The sequence below is a fragment of the Paraburkholderia sp. RAU2J genome, assembly GCF_003634845.1.
In the GTDB taxonomy this organism is placed as follows: Bacteria; Pseudomonadota; Gammaproteobacteria; order Burkholderiales; family Burkholderiaceae; genus Paraburkholderia; species Paraburkholderia fynbosensis.
Genome location: NZ_RBXG01000003.1, coordinates 95,431 through 111,900 on the forward strand (window position 1 = coordinate 95,431; position 16,470 = coordinate 111,900).

At 56.8% G+C, this 16,470-nt stretch carries 11 protein-coding genes; 2 read left to right on the plus strand and 9 right to left on the minus strand.

What is annotated here, in order from left to right:
- Positions 1-234: 234 nt before the first annotated feature.
- A complete protein-coding gene (locus tag B0G69_RS31890) occupies positions 235-1,038 on the plus strand; it encodes a class I SAM-dependent methyltransferase (protein WP_121324043.1) in 804 nt (267 codons plus the stop codon).
- Between the two features lie 41 nt (positions 1,039-1,079).
- Here B0G69_RS31890 and B0G69_RS31895 read toward each other — a convergent pair whose 3' ends face one another.
- The 8 genes from B0G69_RS31895 to B0G69_RS31930 form a co-directional block, all read right to left on the minus strand.
- Positions 1,080-2,336, minus strand: coding sequence for an oligosaccharide flippase family protein (locus B0G69_RS31895; protein ID WP_121324044.1), 1,257 nt, complete (start codon positions 2,334-2,336; stop codon positions 1,080-1,082).
- 123 nt (positions 2,337-2,459) lie between these two features.
- Positions 2,460-3,557 (minus strand): glycoside hydrolase family 99-like domain-containing protein, encoded by a 1,098-nt coding sequence (locus B0G69_RS31900; protein ID WP_199731447.1) that lies wholly within the window; start codon positions 3,555-3,557, stop codon positions 2,460-2,462.
- On the minus strand, positions 3,554-4,810 hold the full coding sequence (locus B0G69_RS31905) for a hypothetical protein (RefSeq protein ID WP_121324045.1): 1,257 nt from the start codon (positions 4,808-4,810) through the stop codon (positions 3,554-3,556). The genes B0G69_RS31900 and B0G69_RS31905 overlap by 4 nt, the downstream gene beginning before the upstream one ends.
- Positions 4,791-5,396 (minus strand): serine acetyltransferase, encoded by a 606-nt coding sequence (locus tag B0G69_RS31910; RefSeq protein WP_121325053.1) that lies wholly within the window; start codon positions 5,394-5,396, stop codon positions 4,791-4,793. Before B0G69_RS31910 ends, B0G69_RS31905 begins: the two co-directional genes overlap by 20 nt.
- Positions 5,397-5,398: 2 nt before the next feature.
- On the minus strand, positions 5,399-6,286 hold the full coding sequence (locus B0G69_RS31915; protein WP_158609012.1) for a glycosyltransferase: 888 nt from the start codon (positions 6,284-6,286) through the stop codon (positions 5,399-5,401).
- Positions 6,287-6,320: 34 nt separating this feature from the next.
- Positions 6,321-7,220, minus strand: a complete 900-nt coding sequence (locus B0G69_RS31920; protein WP_121324047.1) for a glycosyltransferase family 2 protein — start codon at positions 7,218-7,220, stop codon at positions 6,321-6,323.
- A 96-nt stretch (positions 7,221-7,316) separates the two neighbouring features.
- Positions 7,317-9,560 (minus strand): polysaccharide biosynthesis tyrosine autokinase, encoded by a 2,244-nt coding sequence (locus B0G69_RS31925; protein ID WP_121324048.1) that lies wholly within the window; start codon positions 9,558-9,560, stop codon positions 7,317-7,319.
- 93 nt (positions 9,561-9,653) lie between these two features.
- A complete protein-coding gene (locus tag B0G69_RS31930) occupies positions 9,654-10,946 on the minus strand; it encodes a DUF1972 domain-containing protein (RefSeq protein ID WP_121324049.1) in 1,293 nt (430 codons plus the stop codon).
- A gap of 393 nt (positions 10,947-11,339) precedes the next feature.
- Between B0G69_RS31930 and B0G69_RS31935 the strand changes: the two genes are divergently transcribed.
- Positions 11,340-12,302 (plus strand): GNAT family N-acetyltransferase, encoded by a 963-nt coding sequence (locus tag B0G69_RS31935; protein WP_158609013.1) that lies wholly within the window; start codon positions 11,340-11,342, stop codon positions 12,300-12,302.
- 966 nt (positions 12,303-13,268) lie between these two features.
- Here B0G69_RS31935 and B0G69_RS31940 read toward each other — a convergent pair.
- Positions 13,269-16,469, minus strand: coding sequence for an acetoacetate--CoA ligase (locus B0G69_RS31940; protein WP_121324052.1), 3,201 nt, complete (start codon positions 16,467-16,469; stop codon positions 13,269-13,271).
- Position 16,470: the final 1 nt, after the last annotated feature.

Sequence of the window (16,470 nt, forward strand, 5' to 3'; positions counted from 1 at the left end):
CTACCAGAACGCAGTGTTTATCTATTGATAGACACCATCGAATCAAGGCTCTTTTCCTCAGCCTTTACGAGGACTTCACCTTGGATGCATGACGAGCGAGTTTATGCGGAAACGCACACTCACTTCGGACTCCCGAAGCTATATTACGTTAAGGCGCATGTAGTACAAGGAGTTACTTATTTAGATCGGTTGTATTTACTCGCTCAACCATGAGGGTCTTTACTGATGGGGACAATGGTTATCCGCAGTGCAAAGAAGCGTCTGAAGCGACGCATCAAGTGGCCGCTCATTCGTGCGGTGGCGTCTCTACCCGATCCCGTACAAACCATGCTTTTCATTCCGCACATCCGGAAATTCGCGCAACATGTGCCGGTTCTGAAGGTCGTCTATACCGGTTGCTATCGCACGCATCCGATTGACACGGCACTCGGCACGGATACCGGCGGTATCGAGCCGCCCGAATCCATTTTCGGCGATGACAACGACGCGGGCCATCTTCCCTATATGGGATCGCAGCCAAGCACGATCCGCTTCGCACTGCAGCAACTCGGCGACTTGCACGACCATACGTTCATCGATATCGGCTGCGGCAAAGGCCGGCCGATGATCGTCGCGACCGAATTTCCGTTTCTCGAGGTCACAGGCTTTGATTTCGCGCCGCGTCTGGTGGATATCGCCAATCACAATGCGCGGATCGTAGGGCGCCGTTATCCCGAGCGCGTGCCAATGCGTGCGTTCGCGACCGATGCGCTCGCGGTCGATTTCCCGACCGGAAAGCTTGTCGTGTACCTGTTCAATCCATTCGGCAACCAGACGATGGCGCGCCTTCTCGCCAAGCTCGTCACTGCACATGAGCGCGGTACGATCGAGGCATTCGCCATCATCTACCTGAATCCCGTTTGTGCAGAAGTCTTCGATTCATCGCCTTTGCTGGAGCGTCGCTACTGTGGGACGGTACCCTATGCCGACGATGAAATCGGCTATGACGAGGGAACCTGTCAGCAGGTGAGCATCTGGAGTTCCACGCCGCGTAACTGAGCAAGATTCCGCGCTTTGTCAGAACATCGAGAGTCCGGCTACTAAGCCACCTTACCAGATAGCGGACTTTTCCCAAACGACGCTCGATACGTCAGGACAATCCCCAAGACCGTGAGTACCGCACCTGACAGGGAAAAGGCCTGGACGCTTTGCTGAACCGGAAGACCTGCCAGCTTCGTCAAATACAAAGTTGCTAAAAGCCCTATGCACGACATAAGCTGGAAAAGGAAATCGGTGCGCTGCGCCTTGGCCGCAAGAAAGACTTGGGCCAGCGGCAGAAAAATGAGTTGCAGCGTGAACATTGGAATGAGACGGTAAAACAGATCGATCGTTTCCTGCCAGTTCGCACCCAGACTCAGTTTTACAAGTGGCGCGAATAGTACACCACCTCCAAGCGCATAGAGCACGCCAAGCAAAATCAACGTACGTGCGTAGGCGACATAGACCCGTCGCAAGCCCATGCCCTGATCATCCTCTGATACGGCTGCAATCGCGTCCCGTCTGAATACGCCGCCCAGGCTCTGCCCGATCAGCGAGACGGGGAAAAAACCCAAACGAAAGGCCGCCGCGAAGTAACCGGCACTCTCCGCGCCATACCATCTCGGGATGACGATCGCGAGCGCATAGGTGGATACCGAACCAAACAGTGTCGACGGAAGGATATAGATCGCGAAGCGACGATTGTCGACGAAGAAGCGCTTCGAAATCCGAAATGGAAAACCCGCTTTACGCCCCTTCCTCAAGATGTCGAATACCATTGCGAGGGCAACGCCTGTTGTGATCCATGTGTACCAGACGAACGGGTCCGAACCATCGGAGTGCGTGCGGGAATGATCGAGCAGGAGATAGCCGACGAACAGCGCGTTGATCGCAATCCGCGAGAGCGCAATAACGCCATACAAGCGCAAGCTGTTGTAGTACAGCGATGCAGCCATTTGAATGAACGACACCAGCGAGAAGACTTCGACGACCCAGAACTCCGAATGACCAAGCAAAAGCGTGATGAACAGAGTAGTCAGAGCGACAACAACCGCCAACACGCCCGAGTTGACGAAAGCATTGAAGGAGTTTGCAGGCTGGTCATCGACGCAGGCGAGTTCATATCGAAAGGCCAGTATGAAACTGGCAAAAGAGCCTATCGCGAGCCAGTAATTAAATCGCCCAAGCGTTCCAGGTCCGTGCCAGTGGCCCAGAAGATATACGCAAAGGAACATCGCAAGCTGACCAACGATGACCCCGCAGAGTGAGACAACCGAATCCATTGGATTCGTGAGGGTTGCACGCTGTTGGCGAAGCATCGGACTAGCCTTTCAAAATTGCTCGATCAACGTACACGGGAATCGAACTGAACATTCGGGAATCCAGGCATCCATGGATTCCGGCTTGGGTCGGCGCGGACGACAAGACAAAGTCTTTTCCGGTTACTGCACGGGACCGCCGAATACATTCTTTACTTGTTGCAGATAGTCGAACCTCCACTTCTCCGTCGGCTCGATGAATGAACCTTCGCCGAACTCGTTCCAGCAACAGATGACCACGGTGCGATGCGTTTTGTCCGGATATTGATCGAGTACCGATCTTGCCTGCTTTAAATGTTCTTCAAATTCGTGCGGTACGCTAAAGGACAGGTCGTGCAATTTGTCCGGACTTCCGCCCCAGGGACGCTTGTCCCAGCCAGAGGTAACGGGTACGAAGTAAGGTAGTCTGGAATGCGTGAGAATCCATGTCCAGCTCTGGCGGTATCCATTGGTCAACTCGGAATACGAGTGCGATTGCGGCATGTCCGGTGAATAATTCCCCGACAGCCCCATGTGATAGTTGTAGGCACTGATGGCCGAATACTCGGCCGCGGGAAGGCCATGTTCGACGGGTTCCGCAACCGCCTGGCTCGTGGCGACGAAATAGATTCCAGGTATGCCCGCTGCAACAGCCTCTTTGCGCGCCCGTTCGAAAAGCTGCGCGACATTCGTCCCGAACGAGGTAGCCTTGCGATCGAGGTCCTCGGGCGCAAAGATGAAGACGACAGGCAAACCGTCAATGCGGTAATAGGACTTCTGCAAAAAGTAGTGATGGATCCAATAGTCGACGATGGCATCGAATTGCGCCAGCGAAGACGGTGTATCGGTATGGTTGGCCCACAGTATCGAAAACTTGACGGCCGATCGGGCCGGCGATGCCAGATAGGCATCTATGGGTTGCGTGAGAACCGCACCGCCATCGTTGATCCAGTACCAGTCGTAAACAACAAAGTCGACGCCATAGTCGTGCATCCAGCGAACGTGTTGCGTTGCGATGTCGATCCGGCTGTCGTCGTAGAAACCCAGAAGCGGCTTGCGACCACCATACTGACGAATGGCGTCCCACGGTGGACTTTTGGCGAACGGGGGAGCAAATTTCCAGCCGGGAAAGTAGTACACGCCGACGGAATAGGGTTTCGTGGGTGCCTCGCCGGCGAATGCCGAGATGACCAAGAGCATGGCCATCCATGCCAGAACGCACGCACGCGCCAACGCCTTCATTGCGCCTCCGCCGCGCGGTTGCCTTCGTCGAGTTGAAGCCGCCCCTGCGTCGTGCCACCCGAAGAGGCGATACCCCTCGCGTATGCGGCCACAACGGCGCGATCAGAAAATAGCAGCACGAAGAACATCACCGGCAAGTACTTATAGAAGCCGTTCACGAATGCAGCCGCGAAGATGAAGAATCCCAGCACCGACAGCAGGATTGCCGATGAGCGCCGTTGAATAGCGATCCTTACCGCCATCAGGTGCGGAATAGCGTACGCAATTAGAACGGGCATTCCGTATGAATAAAACGTGCTCAGGAAGTCGTTATGGAACCAAATGTAAAGACCTATTTGGCGCATGTTGAAGTCGAACGAACTCGAGAAATTACGACCAATTAAGAAATCGAGTCCGTTGAACGAGACGATCGCCGAGAACCAACTGTTCCATATGATCACGCGGCTCAAGCGGTCGAAATTGTCCAGTACTGTCTCGAAGAAAGAAAGGTACTGATACAGAAAGCTTCCGAACAAAAAGTCGAGAACCTCTCTCATGTGCACGGCAAACAATCCGGCGAGCATGAAGATGCTAGCCGTTATCAACAACTGCCGCGCCTGGAGCCGGATGTTCGCGACGAGATAGGCCGCCGCAATCACGATAATCGGCGTGCGCGATCCTGTGTACAGCGTGAAATAGAGAAACAGGGCGGCAAGCATGAAGTGCCGTTTCTTCCGGCTGAACGAGGCAACGTAGATCCACCAGAGGCTTCCGAACGCGAGCAAATACGACGCCACGTGAGGGAGCCGATACAAGCCCTGGTTGTAAAGTCTCAGGAACTCGATGTCGTTCGATCCCGACGTGAAGACATCGGCATCGTCGCCATAGTCGCTTCCGTTGATACCGATGAACGCCGGCAGAAAAAGCAACGCGAACACATAGGTCGCGTGGCTGATCGCAGACGGACTAATACGGGTGTTTTTAGCGTAGAAAAATGCGGCAAAGAACTGCATGAGAAACAGGATGTCAGATACATCTTCTATCGTCATGGTGAAGCGCAGAAAGTTGATCAGCGCCGATGTCAGGAGAGACAAGATGCACGCGATAAACCAGAGCCGGTCGATCTTGTCACGCGTGAAACGGAACATCAGTAGTATCGATAAGGGGATCGATGCCACGAAGACCGGTATTGCTGTAAAGTAATTGACGACGTTATCGAGGGCGAACGCTCCGACAATGTAGTAGATGATTAGGTCATCGGACTCGTGGCGCATGGCGAGCGACCTCCCGCGCAGGATTGCCGACCACGACCGCACCGGGCGCCACATCGCGGGTCACCACGGATCCCGCGCCAATGATCGCCTCATCGCCAATAAGAATATCGCCGATCACGATCGCACCCGCACCAAACTCGACGCGATTCCCGATCGTCGGCGGATCACTTTCACCATCGTCGCCTAGCTTGTTTCCTATCGTGACGCCGTGGCGGATGATGCAGCCATCGCCCATCTTCACGGCCTCATTGATCACGATACCGACAGAGTGATACAGCACTACGCCTCTGCCAAGCGTGACCCGACACGGGATGTCGATGCCCATCACCCAGTCCACGATCAATCGGTACACGAATCGGTACGGCGCCATCAGCGCTCGCGTCAATCGCCAACGATCGTTGTACGAAGCATGGGCGAACCTGAAAAGTACGAGAACGAATCGCGACTTCATATGCGAATTGACGCGCCAGTCCTCCCCGATTATGGAGAACAGAGAGACTCGACGAGGCCGATCCTCAAGCTCGATAAGCCGATCGTGCAATGTCCCTGTCGTCACCGTCACCTGTTCATGGATTTGATCTGTCATGGTCATCTTCCCGGACGGTAAACAGTACGCGTTGCGATCTTACGCACCAGCTTTTGGGGATAGCAGAGGGAGGAGAGCGCGCCCCATAGCGATTTCGAAACTGTCGATTGTGAACCCAGATAGTTTCGATACGACTTGATGAAGCAGTAATAGGAAACTATCTTCCAACGTGATGTATATCCCCCGAAAATGGTGTCGCGAAGTCGAAATGTCCTCGCGATCGTCGCGTATCGAAGCCGGCTGGATGCACTCTTGTCGTGTATCCGATAACGGATCAGCGGTTCCGCGACGTTGCCAAATCTTGCGCCGGCTTTGAGAAAACGGGCAAAGATATCGTAGTCTTCTGCGGGAACGTTTTCCTGAATGTAGGGGACATTCTTGAAGAAAGAAGCGCGGCCTAGAACGGTAGGATGGAGCACTCCGTGCTCACCCCTCAGAATCGTTGTTTCGATGTCCGCGTGCCGCGCAGGAAAATTCGTCTTTCCTATCGGCAGATTGGTCGAGTCGTGAAAGATCACCGCGTTGCTTCCGACTACATCCAGCGCGTTTCTGGTGATGTATTCGTACTGACGCTCAATGCGCTCCGGAAGAAGTACATCGTCCGGATCCATTCGCATGATGTAGGTAGAAGAACAGTTCGCTATACCGATGTTCAATGCATTCGCAAAGCCGACGTTCTTCGATAGCGCGATGATCCTCACATTGTCCAGCGCATCCGACGCGTGTTGCGCGATGATCAGCGAGTTGTCAGTGGAGCCGTCGTCGACAAAAATCACCTCGCGCGGCTGAGACGTCGATTTTAGTATCGAAAGGAAAAAGTCTTCGAGGTAGCGACCGTTATTAAAATTGGCCACTACCATGCTTACATCTACTGTCGCTCTGGTCTGCATGCACGACTCCTGAACCGTCTTCATCCCGGTTTGCCTATATGTCTTTACGAGCCGCCATCTTCACGGTGTTGCGGACCCGAATTCTTCTGGTACGTTTATGCAGCCAGCTGCATGTCGGAGCGGTCGCGTTGATGTTCCTTGCCAGATCGCCCGTGCCGAGGAAATACGCAATCGCCTTCTGCACGCCGGAGTCCGACGGCCAGAGGAACTCGCTGAGTTCGCCTGTTTGAACCGTGCAGCCGTGTCGCTTCAGAACGTCTTTGGCTATTCCAACGTGGGCGTCCCTCTGACGTGCAATTCGTCGCGCTCCAACCTGGCCGCCATGGATTCGGTAACGGAGCAACGGCAGCGAAATGTTGGCGAACTCCCCGTACGAAACGAGGTCAGTCCACAACCGGTAATCTTCGACGTATTCAGCGTCGGCGCGGTACTCTAGACCTTTCTGCCTGATTACCTGAGCACGCATCATGACCGTAGGATGCGCGAAGCAACTCTCGATCATCAGGAGTGCCTTGCACGCTTCATCGGTAGGCGGAGTGGCGACATATTGATCCACCTCTCCGAATTTGACGATATCGGTGCCACAAGCAACAAGACGGGGTTCCGCTTCCATCTTTGCCAACTGGAGTCCGAGCCGCTTGGGATGTGCGATGTCGTCTGCATCCATTCTCGCCAGATACCTTCCGGTCGCCCGGTTTATCCCATGGTTCAGCGCGGCGACGATGCCGCTCTTGTCTTGCCGAAGAACGTGAATGCGCTTGTCGCTGCGGCTCATCCGACTCGCGATCATCGGAGTGTCATCGTCCGACCCATCGTCGACGATCAATAACTCGAAGTTTCGATACTCCTGTTGCAAGATCGAGTTGACGGCCTCCTCGATAAATCGGGTGCCGTTATGCACTGGCATCAACACGGATATCTTTGGTTCTGACATGTTTCGATCACAGACGTAATGTGAGCCTGATGCTGCCGGATCATCAGGTTGTGGTGACTGGCACAATACTGCCAATGAACCTGGATGTCGAGTGAGCTATCCAGCAACTCTCGGAGGCTCCGGGTAAGAGTTCGGGGAGTACCGGTAACTTCCGTACATGGAACCGAGGCCGTATCGACTGAGATCCGGATTGGCGCCATTAAAGAGTACGCCGGTCGGTATCACGCCATTCTGCGATAGCCGCTTTATCGACTCTTTTACTTCGCCCGCCTTGGTCGCTCCCGCTCGTGCGACGATGAATACTGTTCCCGCGGCGGGTGCCATGACGGTTGCATCGGTAACGGTGAGGATCGGCGCCGAATCGATGAGCAGAACATCGTATGCATTCGACAGTTCTTTGATGACGTCACGTACGCGATCCCTCATCAACAGTTCTGACGGATTCGACGGAATAGAGCCTCTGGAAATGAAATCGAGATTAGGAGCGACCTTTCTGATCACGGATTCAAACGAGGCGTGCCCCGTGATCAGTTCGGTAAAGCCAGCGTTCACCTGTCCGTCGAAGCAGCGATGTAAATGTCCCTCGCGAATATCGCAGTCCAGAAGAAGCACGCGCTTTCCCGCCGCCGCGAGCAGTGCTGCAAGGTTGGCGGACACGAATGATTTGCCGACGCCCGGTGTCGGGCCGGTCACCAGCACCACGCCGTTCTTAGCTTCGAAGAGCACGAACTGCAAGGCGGTGCGCAACGCGCGCAGGCTTTCTACCGCTGCATCATGCGGTGCTTCGGATGCGAGCAAACTCATGCGCGGTTGACCATCGGTCTCTGCCCGCGTGATGCCCTTTTGAATCTTGCTATATGGGATGGTCGCATACACGCTGAGACCAATGTTCTTTTCAATCTGGGACGGCGAACTAAAGCCGCCGAACAGGACGCTACGTGCGTAAGCTGCCGCACTGGCTACGATAAGCCCGAATATCAGAGACGCCGCCAGCACCATGGATTTCTTTGGTTTGACCGATTCCGGAGGCAAGTCGGGGGTATCGACAAGTCTTACACTGCCGGGCTTTCCTGCCTTGACCAACAAAAGTTGCTGCGCGTTGGTCAAGAGCGAGGTATAGAGATCCGTATTCACTTTGACATCCAGCATCGCCTTGGCTAGTTCCTGCTGCAAGCCCGGGAGCCGCTTGATTTTATCGTCAATTACGGCGGCCTGCTGCTGCAAGGTATCGATTTGCTGATTGGTTGCCACAACCTCTTTGGCGGTGGCACCGAAGTGAGCGGATAACTCCTGCTTCTTCTGCACGAACTGGATCAATCGGGTCTGGACGTCCGCTGCCTGTCCGAGCGCGATCTTCGCCTCTTCGTCCAGATCGAACGTCCCGTTCGTATCGCGGAGTTCCTTCAGGTGCTGCTGCGATGCCAGGAGCCGCTGCTTGAGTACCGGCAACTGGGCGTCGAGGAAATTCATCGACAAAGCCACTTCTTCTGTCTTCCGACCGACATTCTGCCTGATGTACTCGTTGCCTATCTGCGTCATCAAATCGCGCAGGTAGACTGCATTGTTGCCCTGAAGCGTAGCGATGACCACCCCCGATTGCTTGATCTTTTCCTGGATATTCAGCCCGGCCTGGACGTCGTGGATCGTCGTGGCTCTCGAGTGACGCATGAGGACGAATGTGGCACCGGGCTTTCCCGTTGCCGATTCAACAGTGAGTGAGATGTCGCCATTCCGGGCATGAAACACTTCGCGCTGTCCAATGCGCCCCTGCACTGACGGTTCCAGTCCCGGCCCGGACAACGCATAGCGTCCCTCGCCCAGCAGCGTCAAATCGAAGCTTTTTTCCTCGCTTCGATCCGGTACGTCGAAGAGCGGAACGTGGATCTTCTCCGTGCCCCATGTATAGCCGCCCCGACCGAAGAAGCCGGGATTCGATATGTCGGTTGCTTCGCGCGCGAACAGGCGCCCAAGGAGTGGAAACCACTTCGGCGACGCGCTGATATAGGCATGAACCGCATCCACTGCGCGACTCACGATCAGACGGGATCCGAGAATTTGCGCTTCAGCGGAAGCGTTCGACTTCACGTCGAAGAGTGCCGACACGTCAGCAAGCGTGCTTCTGCTTGCCGACGTGTCGGGATTATCTTCGACCTGCAACATGATGTCGGCCTGATACACCGGCGGAGCCAGAAATGCATATGACGCCCCGGCCAGGAGAAAGGCGAGCGTGACGAGGATGATCATCCGGTGTTGCTGGATGGCTATGTCGATGAGCCGGACCAGTCCGTATTCGTCGGACTCTTCCACGCGATCTGACGGCAGAAAATTGCGGTTGTCCATAGTCGAAATTCGTTCCGAGTTATGCTGACATCTCGTTGCCTTACGAGATCGTGCGCTAGCGTGACCGGGTATGAATACCGGTCTCGCTAGCGCCTAGTGATGGTTGGTTATCTCCGGCTCTGCGAATATCCCTTCTGCCTCGATATTTGCTGCTGGAGCGAGCATGCCCGTCGCTGCGAGTGCACCCGCTGTCGTTGCGACCGATTCGAGTACCGCGCTGATCGGTGCCGACTCGGCCGGCGCGTGTGCAGGCGAAACTTTTGGCTTCTTCTCGTCTCGCAGATTGCGCTCGAGCAGCGCCTCATACTGAGCCAACACGCTGTCCCATCGAAAGGCGCTGTCGAAACGACGGCCGCTCGCCTCGCGCATCGCACGCACTGTGGCGTGATCGACGAGCAGCGCCGAGATATGCAGATCGCAGTCCGATTCGTTCGAGAAGAAGCGTGCGTCGGGGCCGGCTACCCAACGGTTAAACTCATTCTCATGAGCGATAACGGCGGAACTGGCTCCCAACGCTTCCACGAGTGAAGGATTGGTGCCGCCGACCTGATGCCCGTGCAGATAAAACAGTGCATGGCGTCTCAGCGCCTGTACGGCGGTCTGGTCGTAGATAGCCCCGGGGAATACGACCTCGGGACCCGCCGCATCGACGACTTCGCGATGGTAAGGATTACCAACCGGATCGTACTTTCCCAGTACGACAAGTTTGGCGCCACGAGGTCGGCGTGAGAAGGCAGTCACCATCTCGAGAATCGAATTCTCGGGTTCAGGACGCGCAATGACCAGCGCATAAGGCGAATCACCGAGGCCGAGCTCCTTGGGTACGAGGCCGCTATATTCATCGATCCGGTCTGCGCCATAGGGGATCATCGTGATCTTCCGCTGATTCACGCGCGTCGCGAGATGCATGGCGATGGACGGATGATCGGCTATCAGATGATTGCCGGTCCAGCAACCGATACGTTCGTTCATATATAACCACGCGCGCTCATACCAGCGCCATTTCGTACGACGCCATTCCAGACCGTCCATGTTGATCAGGTTTCTGATGCCGCGCCAACGCAAATAACTACAGAAGATAGCGGTGTTGTAGCCCAACGTCAGCACCAGCCCAGTGTGCCGCTTCGCGGCTATTCGAACCGATTTCCAGTCGAACTCGACGGTTCCCATCGCGCCATCCCGCTGGACCGGTACAAAAATGCGCCTGATCCCGCACCAGCTATCTTCGGCCACGTCAGCGTCGCTATTCGGTCCCTGGCAATAGACGGTCACGCTCCATCCGCGCTTCGTCAGATAGAGCGCAAGTCGCTCAGCGAATGTCTCGAAGCCGCCGTGCTGCGCCGGAATGCCCCGGATTCCCATAATGGAGAGTCGCTTTTCTGCCATATCGATCTACCTCAACGTTGAAGTCATGTTGCTGAGACGGACAAGTGTCGTAGGACTTAAGCCTATGGCAGGCAGCATGGCGAATTCGGTCACTATTGTGAGCAAATCCGCCAACGTTGAGTCTTTCTTACTGAAGGAAGAAATAGAGGTGTGCCGCTCTCGGTCATGACTACCTGTGTGCAGACATTGTCGTTTAAAGACACAGGTTTGACGGAAAGAGATCGATAGGTTTCCATAGTATCGTGGAGCCAAACGTGAGAGGAATCAACCGCTATGACGATAGAGACCGTTTCCGCGGTAGTCGTGCCTGCGTCCTTAAAACCCCATACGATCAAGCGAAAAATCGACACGAAAATGAGGTCTGTTCTTCCTGCCAGTTCATATGGAGGGCTAATGGAAAGATCGATCTTTCATGAACCCTGGTGGCTGAATGCCACTATCGGCGAGAACTGGCACACGGCCGTCGTCGAAGTCGACAACGAGATCATTGGCGAAATGCCTTACACGCTGACCAAAAAAGGCTTCTGGAGTCTGTCGTATCTGCCGCCACTCACTCGCACACTCGGGCCTGTGATCAAGCGCCAGGCCGCGGATGCCAGTGATCCTGACTGGTCTCATCGTCTGGAGGTGACACGCAAGTTGATTGCCCAGTTGCCCAAGTGCGCGCACTTTCAGCAAGTGGCCGACCCACTCGTATCGGAAGCGGAAGCTGCCGCGTTCATGCTGGCCGGCTTCAAGGTCTCGGTGCAGTTCACGCTCAAGATCCCTAGGGGCGTGGACGAAGAAACCGCCTGGAGCAGACTCCGATCGAACACGCGCAATCGGGTCCGGCGCTCGTCCGAGCGATTTATCGTACAGGAGATCTCGAGCGTCGAAACCTTCGTCAACTTCTACGATTCGAATCTTGCCGCCCGCGACCTCGCCAATGTCTATGGCTCGACCATCATGCGGCGACTACTGACCGAAGTATTTAGGCGCAATGCCGGCACGATCCTCGGTTCCTTTGATAGCGACGGCGCCCTCGTTGCCGCTACGGCGCTCGTATGGGACCGCTCCAACGCCTACTACGTTCTGACGACGCGCCAGGCCACTGCGCATAGCGGTGCTGTTGCGCTGCTCGTTTGGCAGGCGATGAAACTCGCCCGTGAACGAAAGCTCGAGATGGACTTCGACGGCGTCTCCACAGCGGGGATACTTCAGTTCCTCGCGGGCTTCGGCGGGCACCTCGTCCGGCGTTATGTGTTCGAGCGAATGCGAGCCGACTTCGCTATTTATCGTGGTGCGCGCAGCAAATCGCGCGAGCTTGCAACGTTTGCGCGCAACATCAATGCGAAGAAAAATGCGCAGGCCGAGTAATTCCCAATAGCCGTTCTCCCGATTATCAATACCACATGAAATATCGACAATGCGAGGATCGGCTTAATCGGCGTTGCAACTGGTACTAATAAAATAAAGCCGTTGGCGCGATTCCCTCTTGTCAATGAAGAGATTGAAGTAGCGCGGTCAGCGCAGATGGTCATATGCATCTGATGGCGCGATCAAATTACCCGGCGCGTGCGCCTGCCCTGGTCGGTTGTTCCTTGTTTCTGTACTTCATGTAGAGCCTCATCTGGTGGTCGTTGACGTGACGCCCCGGCACCGTAGCCTCCCGTGAAATGGAAGGCTCCTTCATACCCGATCCACCGTGACCACCGACAAGGATCGCCTGGCGTGACGAGGCGTCGCGACGGCTATAGCGCCTTCATCACGGACTCCGCGAGCATGCGAGGTTCGTCAAACTTGGTGGCGAGTTCGAAGAAGAACAGGAAAGCCAACATGTAGCATGGTCCCGGATGCGAATTGATCAGTCGCACGACCGCTGGCGCGAAGCGCGTACGCACCGCGTGTCTTGTAATCACACGCGATCAGAATGCCGATCGCGGCGCCGACAATCACGTCAGTCGGATAGTGCAGCCCAGCTCAAAGGATCTTTTATCAGTCTGCCTTCGCATCGCTTCGCTGCGAGGAAAGCGCAGCCTTCTATGCGCGCAAACACAAGGAAGGAAAGCGGCATCATCGGATCATCATTGCGCTCGCCAGGCGACGGGTGAACGTGCTGTGGGCGATCCTGCATAACAGGACGCCTTACACGCCCGGATCCTTGGTGACTTCTTGACAAAATCATTAGGCCGCCTCCTGTGCGTCACGTCGGTGTTCGCACCCTGACTCTACGCCAGCCGTTGAGCCGAACGGAGGGAAGCCGGCTATATGATTATCAGAACCGCTCGGCGTTGATGCGGTTATCCGAAACGTCCGCTTCGGATATAACGATCGCGTAAGCGTTCATGTCGGGGTCGATTTGCTGTAAGCAGCCATGTTCGCAGTGTAGTTCGCGTATCCCGAGGAATCGGTCGCGGCTCGGTTGACGGACAACGCTGCATCGAGTGCCGCGGCAACCACATCCGCGTTCGGTTTGAAGAGCATGTCGCTGTGGCCTCCCGCCACGTCGACGACTTTCAATCCACCGCATGCAACTCGCTGCCACAATGACAATGGATTCCCGCAGCCCTCTATTCGGATCAACGCGCGGACATACAGGATCGGCCCGGCGCGATAGCGCTTCGGCCGGTACGTGGCCATCGCAACCTGCATTGCTTTGCGTACGCGCAGCAGCACAGGCGGCAACCCGACAGTATCGGGTTCAGCCCTGCGTGCCCTGTACCCCAAGCGTAGGCGCGCCCGGTCAATCGCCGCCGCTACCTTAGCGGACACGTATCGGATGCGTTGCGGCGACGGCATGTCGCGGAGCGTCCGCCATTTCCGCCATTGCTCGGCGACGAAGTGGCTTTCGTAACGTATCCACGCATCCCACGGCAGATAACGCTCACTGACATAGGTGTCGAGCAGGCACAGCAACTCGATCGGCTCGCCGGCGCGATGCAGTTGCTGTGCGATCTCAAGAGCGATCAAGCCGCCGAAAGAGTAACCAGCCAGCGCATAAGGCCCGTGCGGCTGCAACTGACGTACCTGCGCGAGGTAGACGCGCGCCATCTCGATGACATGCTGTCGAGGCGGCTCATCGCCATCCAGACCTTGTGCGTTGAGTCCGTACACCGGCCTTTCGGTTCGCAGCGCGCCGATCAGCGCGCGGCATTCCATCACCGAACCGGTGACGCTGTGCGCAAGAAAAAGCGGCGTCCCGTTGCCCGGGCGCATCAGCACCAATGTGCTCGACGGCGCCGGTACAGGGCCGGCCTCCAGGATATCGGTGATCTGCGCGATGGTCGGTGCGGTCATCAGGTTCGTCAACGAGATCGTGTGCCCGGTTGCATCGTGTACATGACTCGCCATCTCCGCCGCGAGAAGCGAATCGCCGCCCAGATCGAAGAAGTTATCGTCGCTGCTTATCGGTCCAAAACCGAACATGCGTTCCCACAACGCCCGCAGGTACGTCTCCATCTGCTCACGCGTATTGCCGGGCAACGGCAGCGAGCCTTTTCCCAGGTTCCGCGCCGCTTGCCGGCGGATGGCGTCAAGACACTCGGGATTACGCAACGCCCCGGCGTTTCTGGCCGGCACCCCGTTGATGGCATCGCGCGCCGCGGCCTCCGAGGGCTTGCCACTATGGGTGGTCGGCAGAGCTTCGACCGCGAGGACCAAACCCGGCACATGCGCGGGCGATGCACGGCGAACGAGGTCACCGCGCACGCGTGACAGCAACGCGGCGGAAAGCTCGACACCGGGTTGCAATACCAGCAACAGAACGATGCCTCGTTCGCGCGAACCTGCGGTCAAGGTCGAATTCGCCCCATTGCGGCCTGCATGGGATAACGAACCGGCCGCATTCCGATCGACCACCATCGCGTCGCGAATACCGGGAATATCGTTCAGAATGCGATAGATTTCGGCGGGTCCGACGTTCACGCCGCCGACGTTCAGCACGCCATCGGAGCGGCCGTGCATGCGCGCCGATCCTTGAGGGGAAAATTCGATCAGGTCGCCGTGCGTCCAGGCGCCCGGGTCAGCGGCAAAGTACGACGCATGAAAACGCGTCCCGTCGGTATCGCCAAAAAAGCCAACCGGTCGCGAAGGGAACGGATTGGTGCAGACGAGTTGGCCGATCCCGACTGCCGGTCGGCCGTCATCCCATGCCTGCACATCGAGCCCCAGACTCTTGCATTGCGCTTCGCCCGCGTAGACCGGCAAGTTCGGATTGCCAAGTACGAAGCAGCCGATGATATCGGTGCCGCCCGAAATCGACTGCAGCGGCAACGCGCCGACGTGTTCTCTTACCCAGTCGTACTGCGAGTCGAACAGGACCGCGCCGGTCGACAGCATCGCGCGCAGTGCCGAAAGGTCGAATTGCCGTGCAGGCTCGAGATTCGCCTGCTCACACATCTTCAGATAGGCGGGGCTCGTTCCAAACACGTTCACGCGGTTATCGGCCGCAATACGCCACAAAGTATCGACCGTCGCAAGCGGACCGTCATAGGTGACGATCTCGACCCCGGATGCAAGCGCCGAGAGTTGCCAGTTCCACATCATCCACGCGCAACTGGTCTGAAAATAGAGCTTCTCGCCAGGGCGCAAGTCGGTATGGAGCCGATGCTCCTTCAGGTGTTCGAGGAGCGTGCCACCGGCACCATGCACGATACATTTTGGCTTGCCGGTCGTACCCGACGAAAACATGATGAACAGCGGATGATTGAACGGAAAGCGCCGCCAGACGAAGTCCGCCGGATCGGATTGTGCAATCAGCGCGCCAAGCGAGTGAACCGGCAGCGTGACGCTGTCGGGCAACGGTCCATCATCGAGGCTGATGATGCCTTCGAGCGAGGGCATCGCCGAGGCGAGGCCTGCGATGTTCTCCGCGAGCGGCGTGCCCCTGTCGGTTGCACGCGTGGCCGTGTGCGCGAACAGCAGCCGTGGCGCGAGCGGTACGAAACGATCGAGCAGCGCATCGGCCCCCATCTCCGGGGCCGCGCTCGCCACCGTCGCGCCGAGCGCGGCGACGGCCAGCGTACAGATGACGGCCTGCGCGTCGTTGCGCATGACCATGGCCACGCGATCGCCACTGCGCAACCCGAGACGTTCGAGCGTGCAAGCGAGGCTCGCCACTCGCTCGCGCAGTTCGCCGCGCGTCAGGCGCACAGTCGGCGCGTCTACATGACACTCGGTCAATGCAGGGGCGTCGGCGCCGGCGATGGTCAAACCGAGCAGGCTATCTGCATAGCTGAGTTCGAGCCGCGGAAAAAATTTCGCACGCTCGATGTCTTCGCCAACGCAGACCGGCTCGACTTCGCCTGAAGTTTCGATATCCGTGCACCACTTAAGAAAGCCACGCCAGAAACTCCGGTATTCACGTACCGAAAACTCGTGCAGTCGCGTGTAATCGGACAGAGGCAAACCAGTGCGCACCTCGAGCGCTGCAGCGAAAGCGCTCATTTGCGATGCGGCAATCTGTTGTGATGCCGGTGCATAGACTGGCATACGGAGACTGTCAGCGACCCGTGGAATGGGGTCGTGATGATCGAAGGGCGTCATG

Bases quoted from the DNA above. Each gene is read 5' to 3' on its own strand.
- B0G69_RS31890 (WP_121324043.1), top strand. From the start codon at position 235: ATGGTTATCCGCAGTGCAAAGAAGCGTCTGAAGCGACGCATCAAGTGG.
- B0G69_RS31895 (WP_121324044.1), bottom strand. From the start codon at position 2,336: ATGCTTCGCCAACAGCGTGCAACCCTCACGAATCCAATGGATTCGGTT.
- B0G69_RS31900 (WP_199731447.1), bottom strand. From the start codon at position 3,557: ATGAAGGCGTTGGCGCGTGCGTGCGTTCTGGCATGGATGGCCATGCTC.
- B0G69_RS31905 (WP_121324045.1), bottom strand. From the start codon at position 4,810: ATGCGCCACGAGTCCGATGACCTAATCATCTACTACATTGTCGGAGCG.
- B0G69_RS31910 (WP_121325053.1), bottom strand. From the start codon at position 5,396: ATGACAGATCAAATCCATGAACAGGTGACGGTGACGACAGGGACATTG.
- B0G69_RS31915 (WP_158609012.1), bottom strand. From the start codon at position 6,286: ATGCAGACCAGAGCGACAGTAGATGTAAGCATGGTAGTGGCCAATTTT.
- B0G69_RS31920 (WP_121324047.1), bottom strand. From the start codon at position 7,220: ATGTCAGAACCAAAGATATCCGTGTTGATGCCAGTGCATAACGGCACC.
- B0G69_RS31925 (WP_121324048.1), bottom strand. From the start codon at position 9,560: ATGGACAACCGCAATTTTCTGCCGTCAGATCGCGTGGAAGAGTCCGAC.
- B0G69_RS31930 (WP_121324049.1), bottom strand. From the start codon at position 10,946: ATGGCAGAAAAGCGACTCTCCATTATGGGAATCCGGGGCATTCCGGCG.
- B0G69_RS31935 (WP_158609013.1), top strand. From the start codon at position 11,340: ATGGAAAGATCGATCTTTCATGAACCCTGGTGGCTGAATGCCACTATC.
- B0G69_RS31940 (WP_121324052.1), bottom strand. From the start codon at position 16,469: ATGACGCCCTTCGATCATCACGACCCCATTCCACGGGTCGCTGACAGT.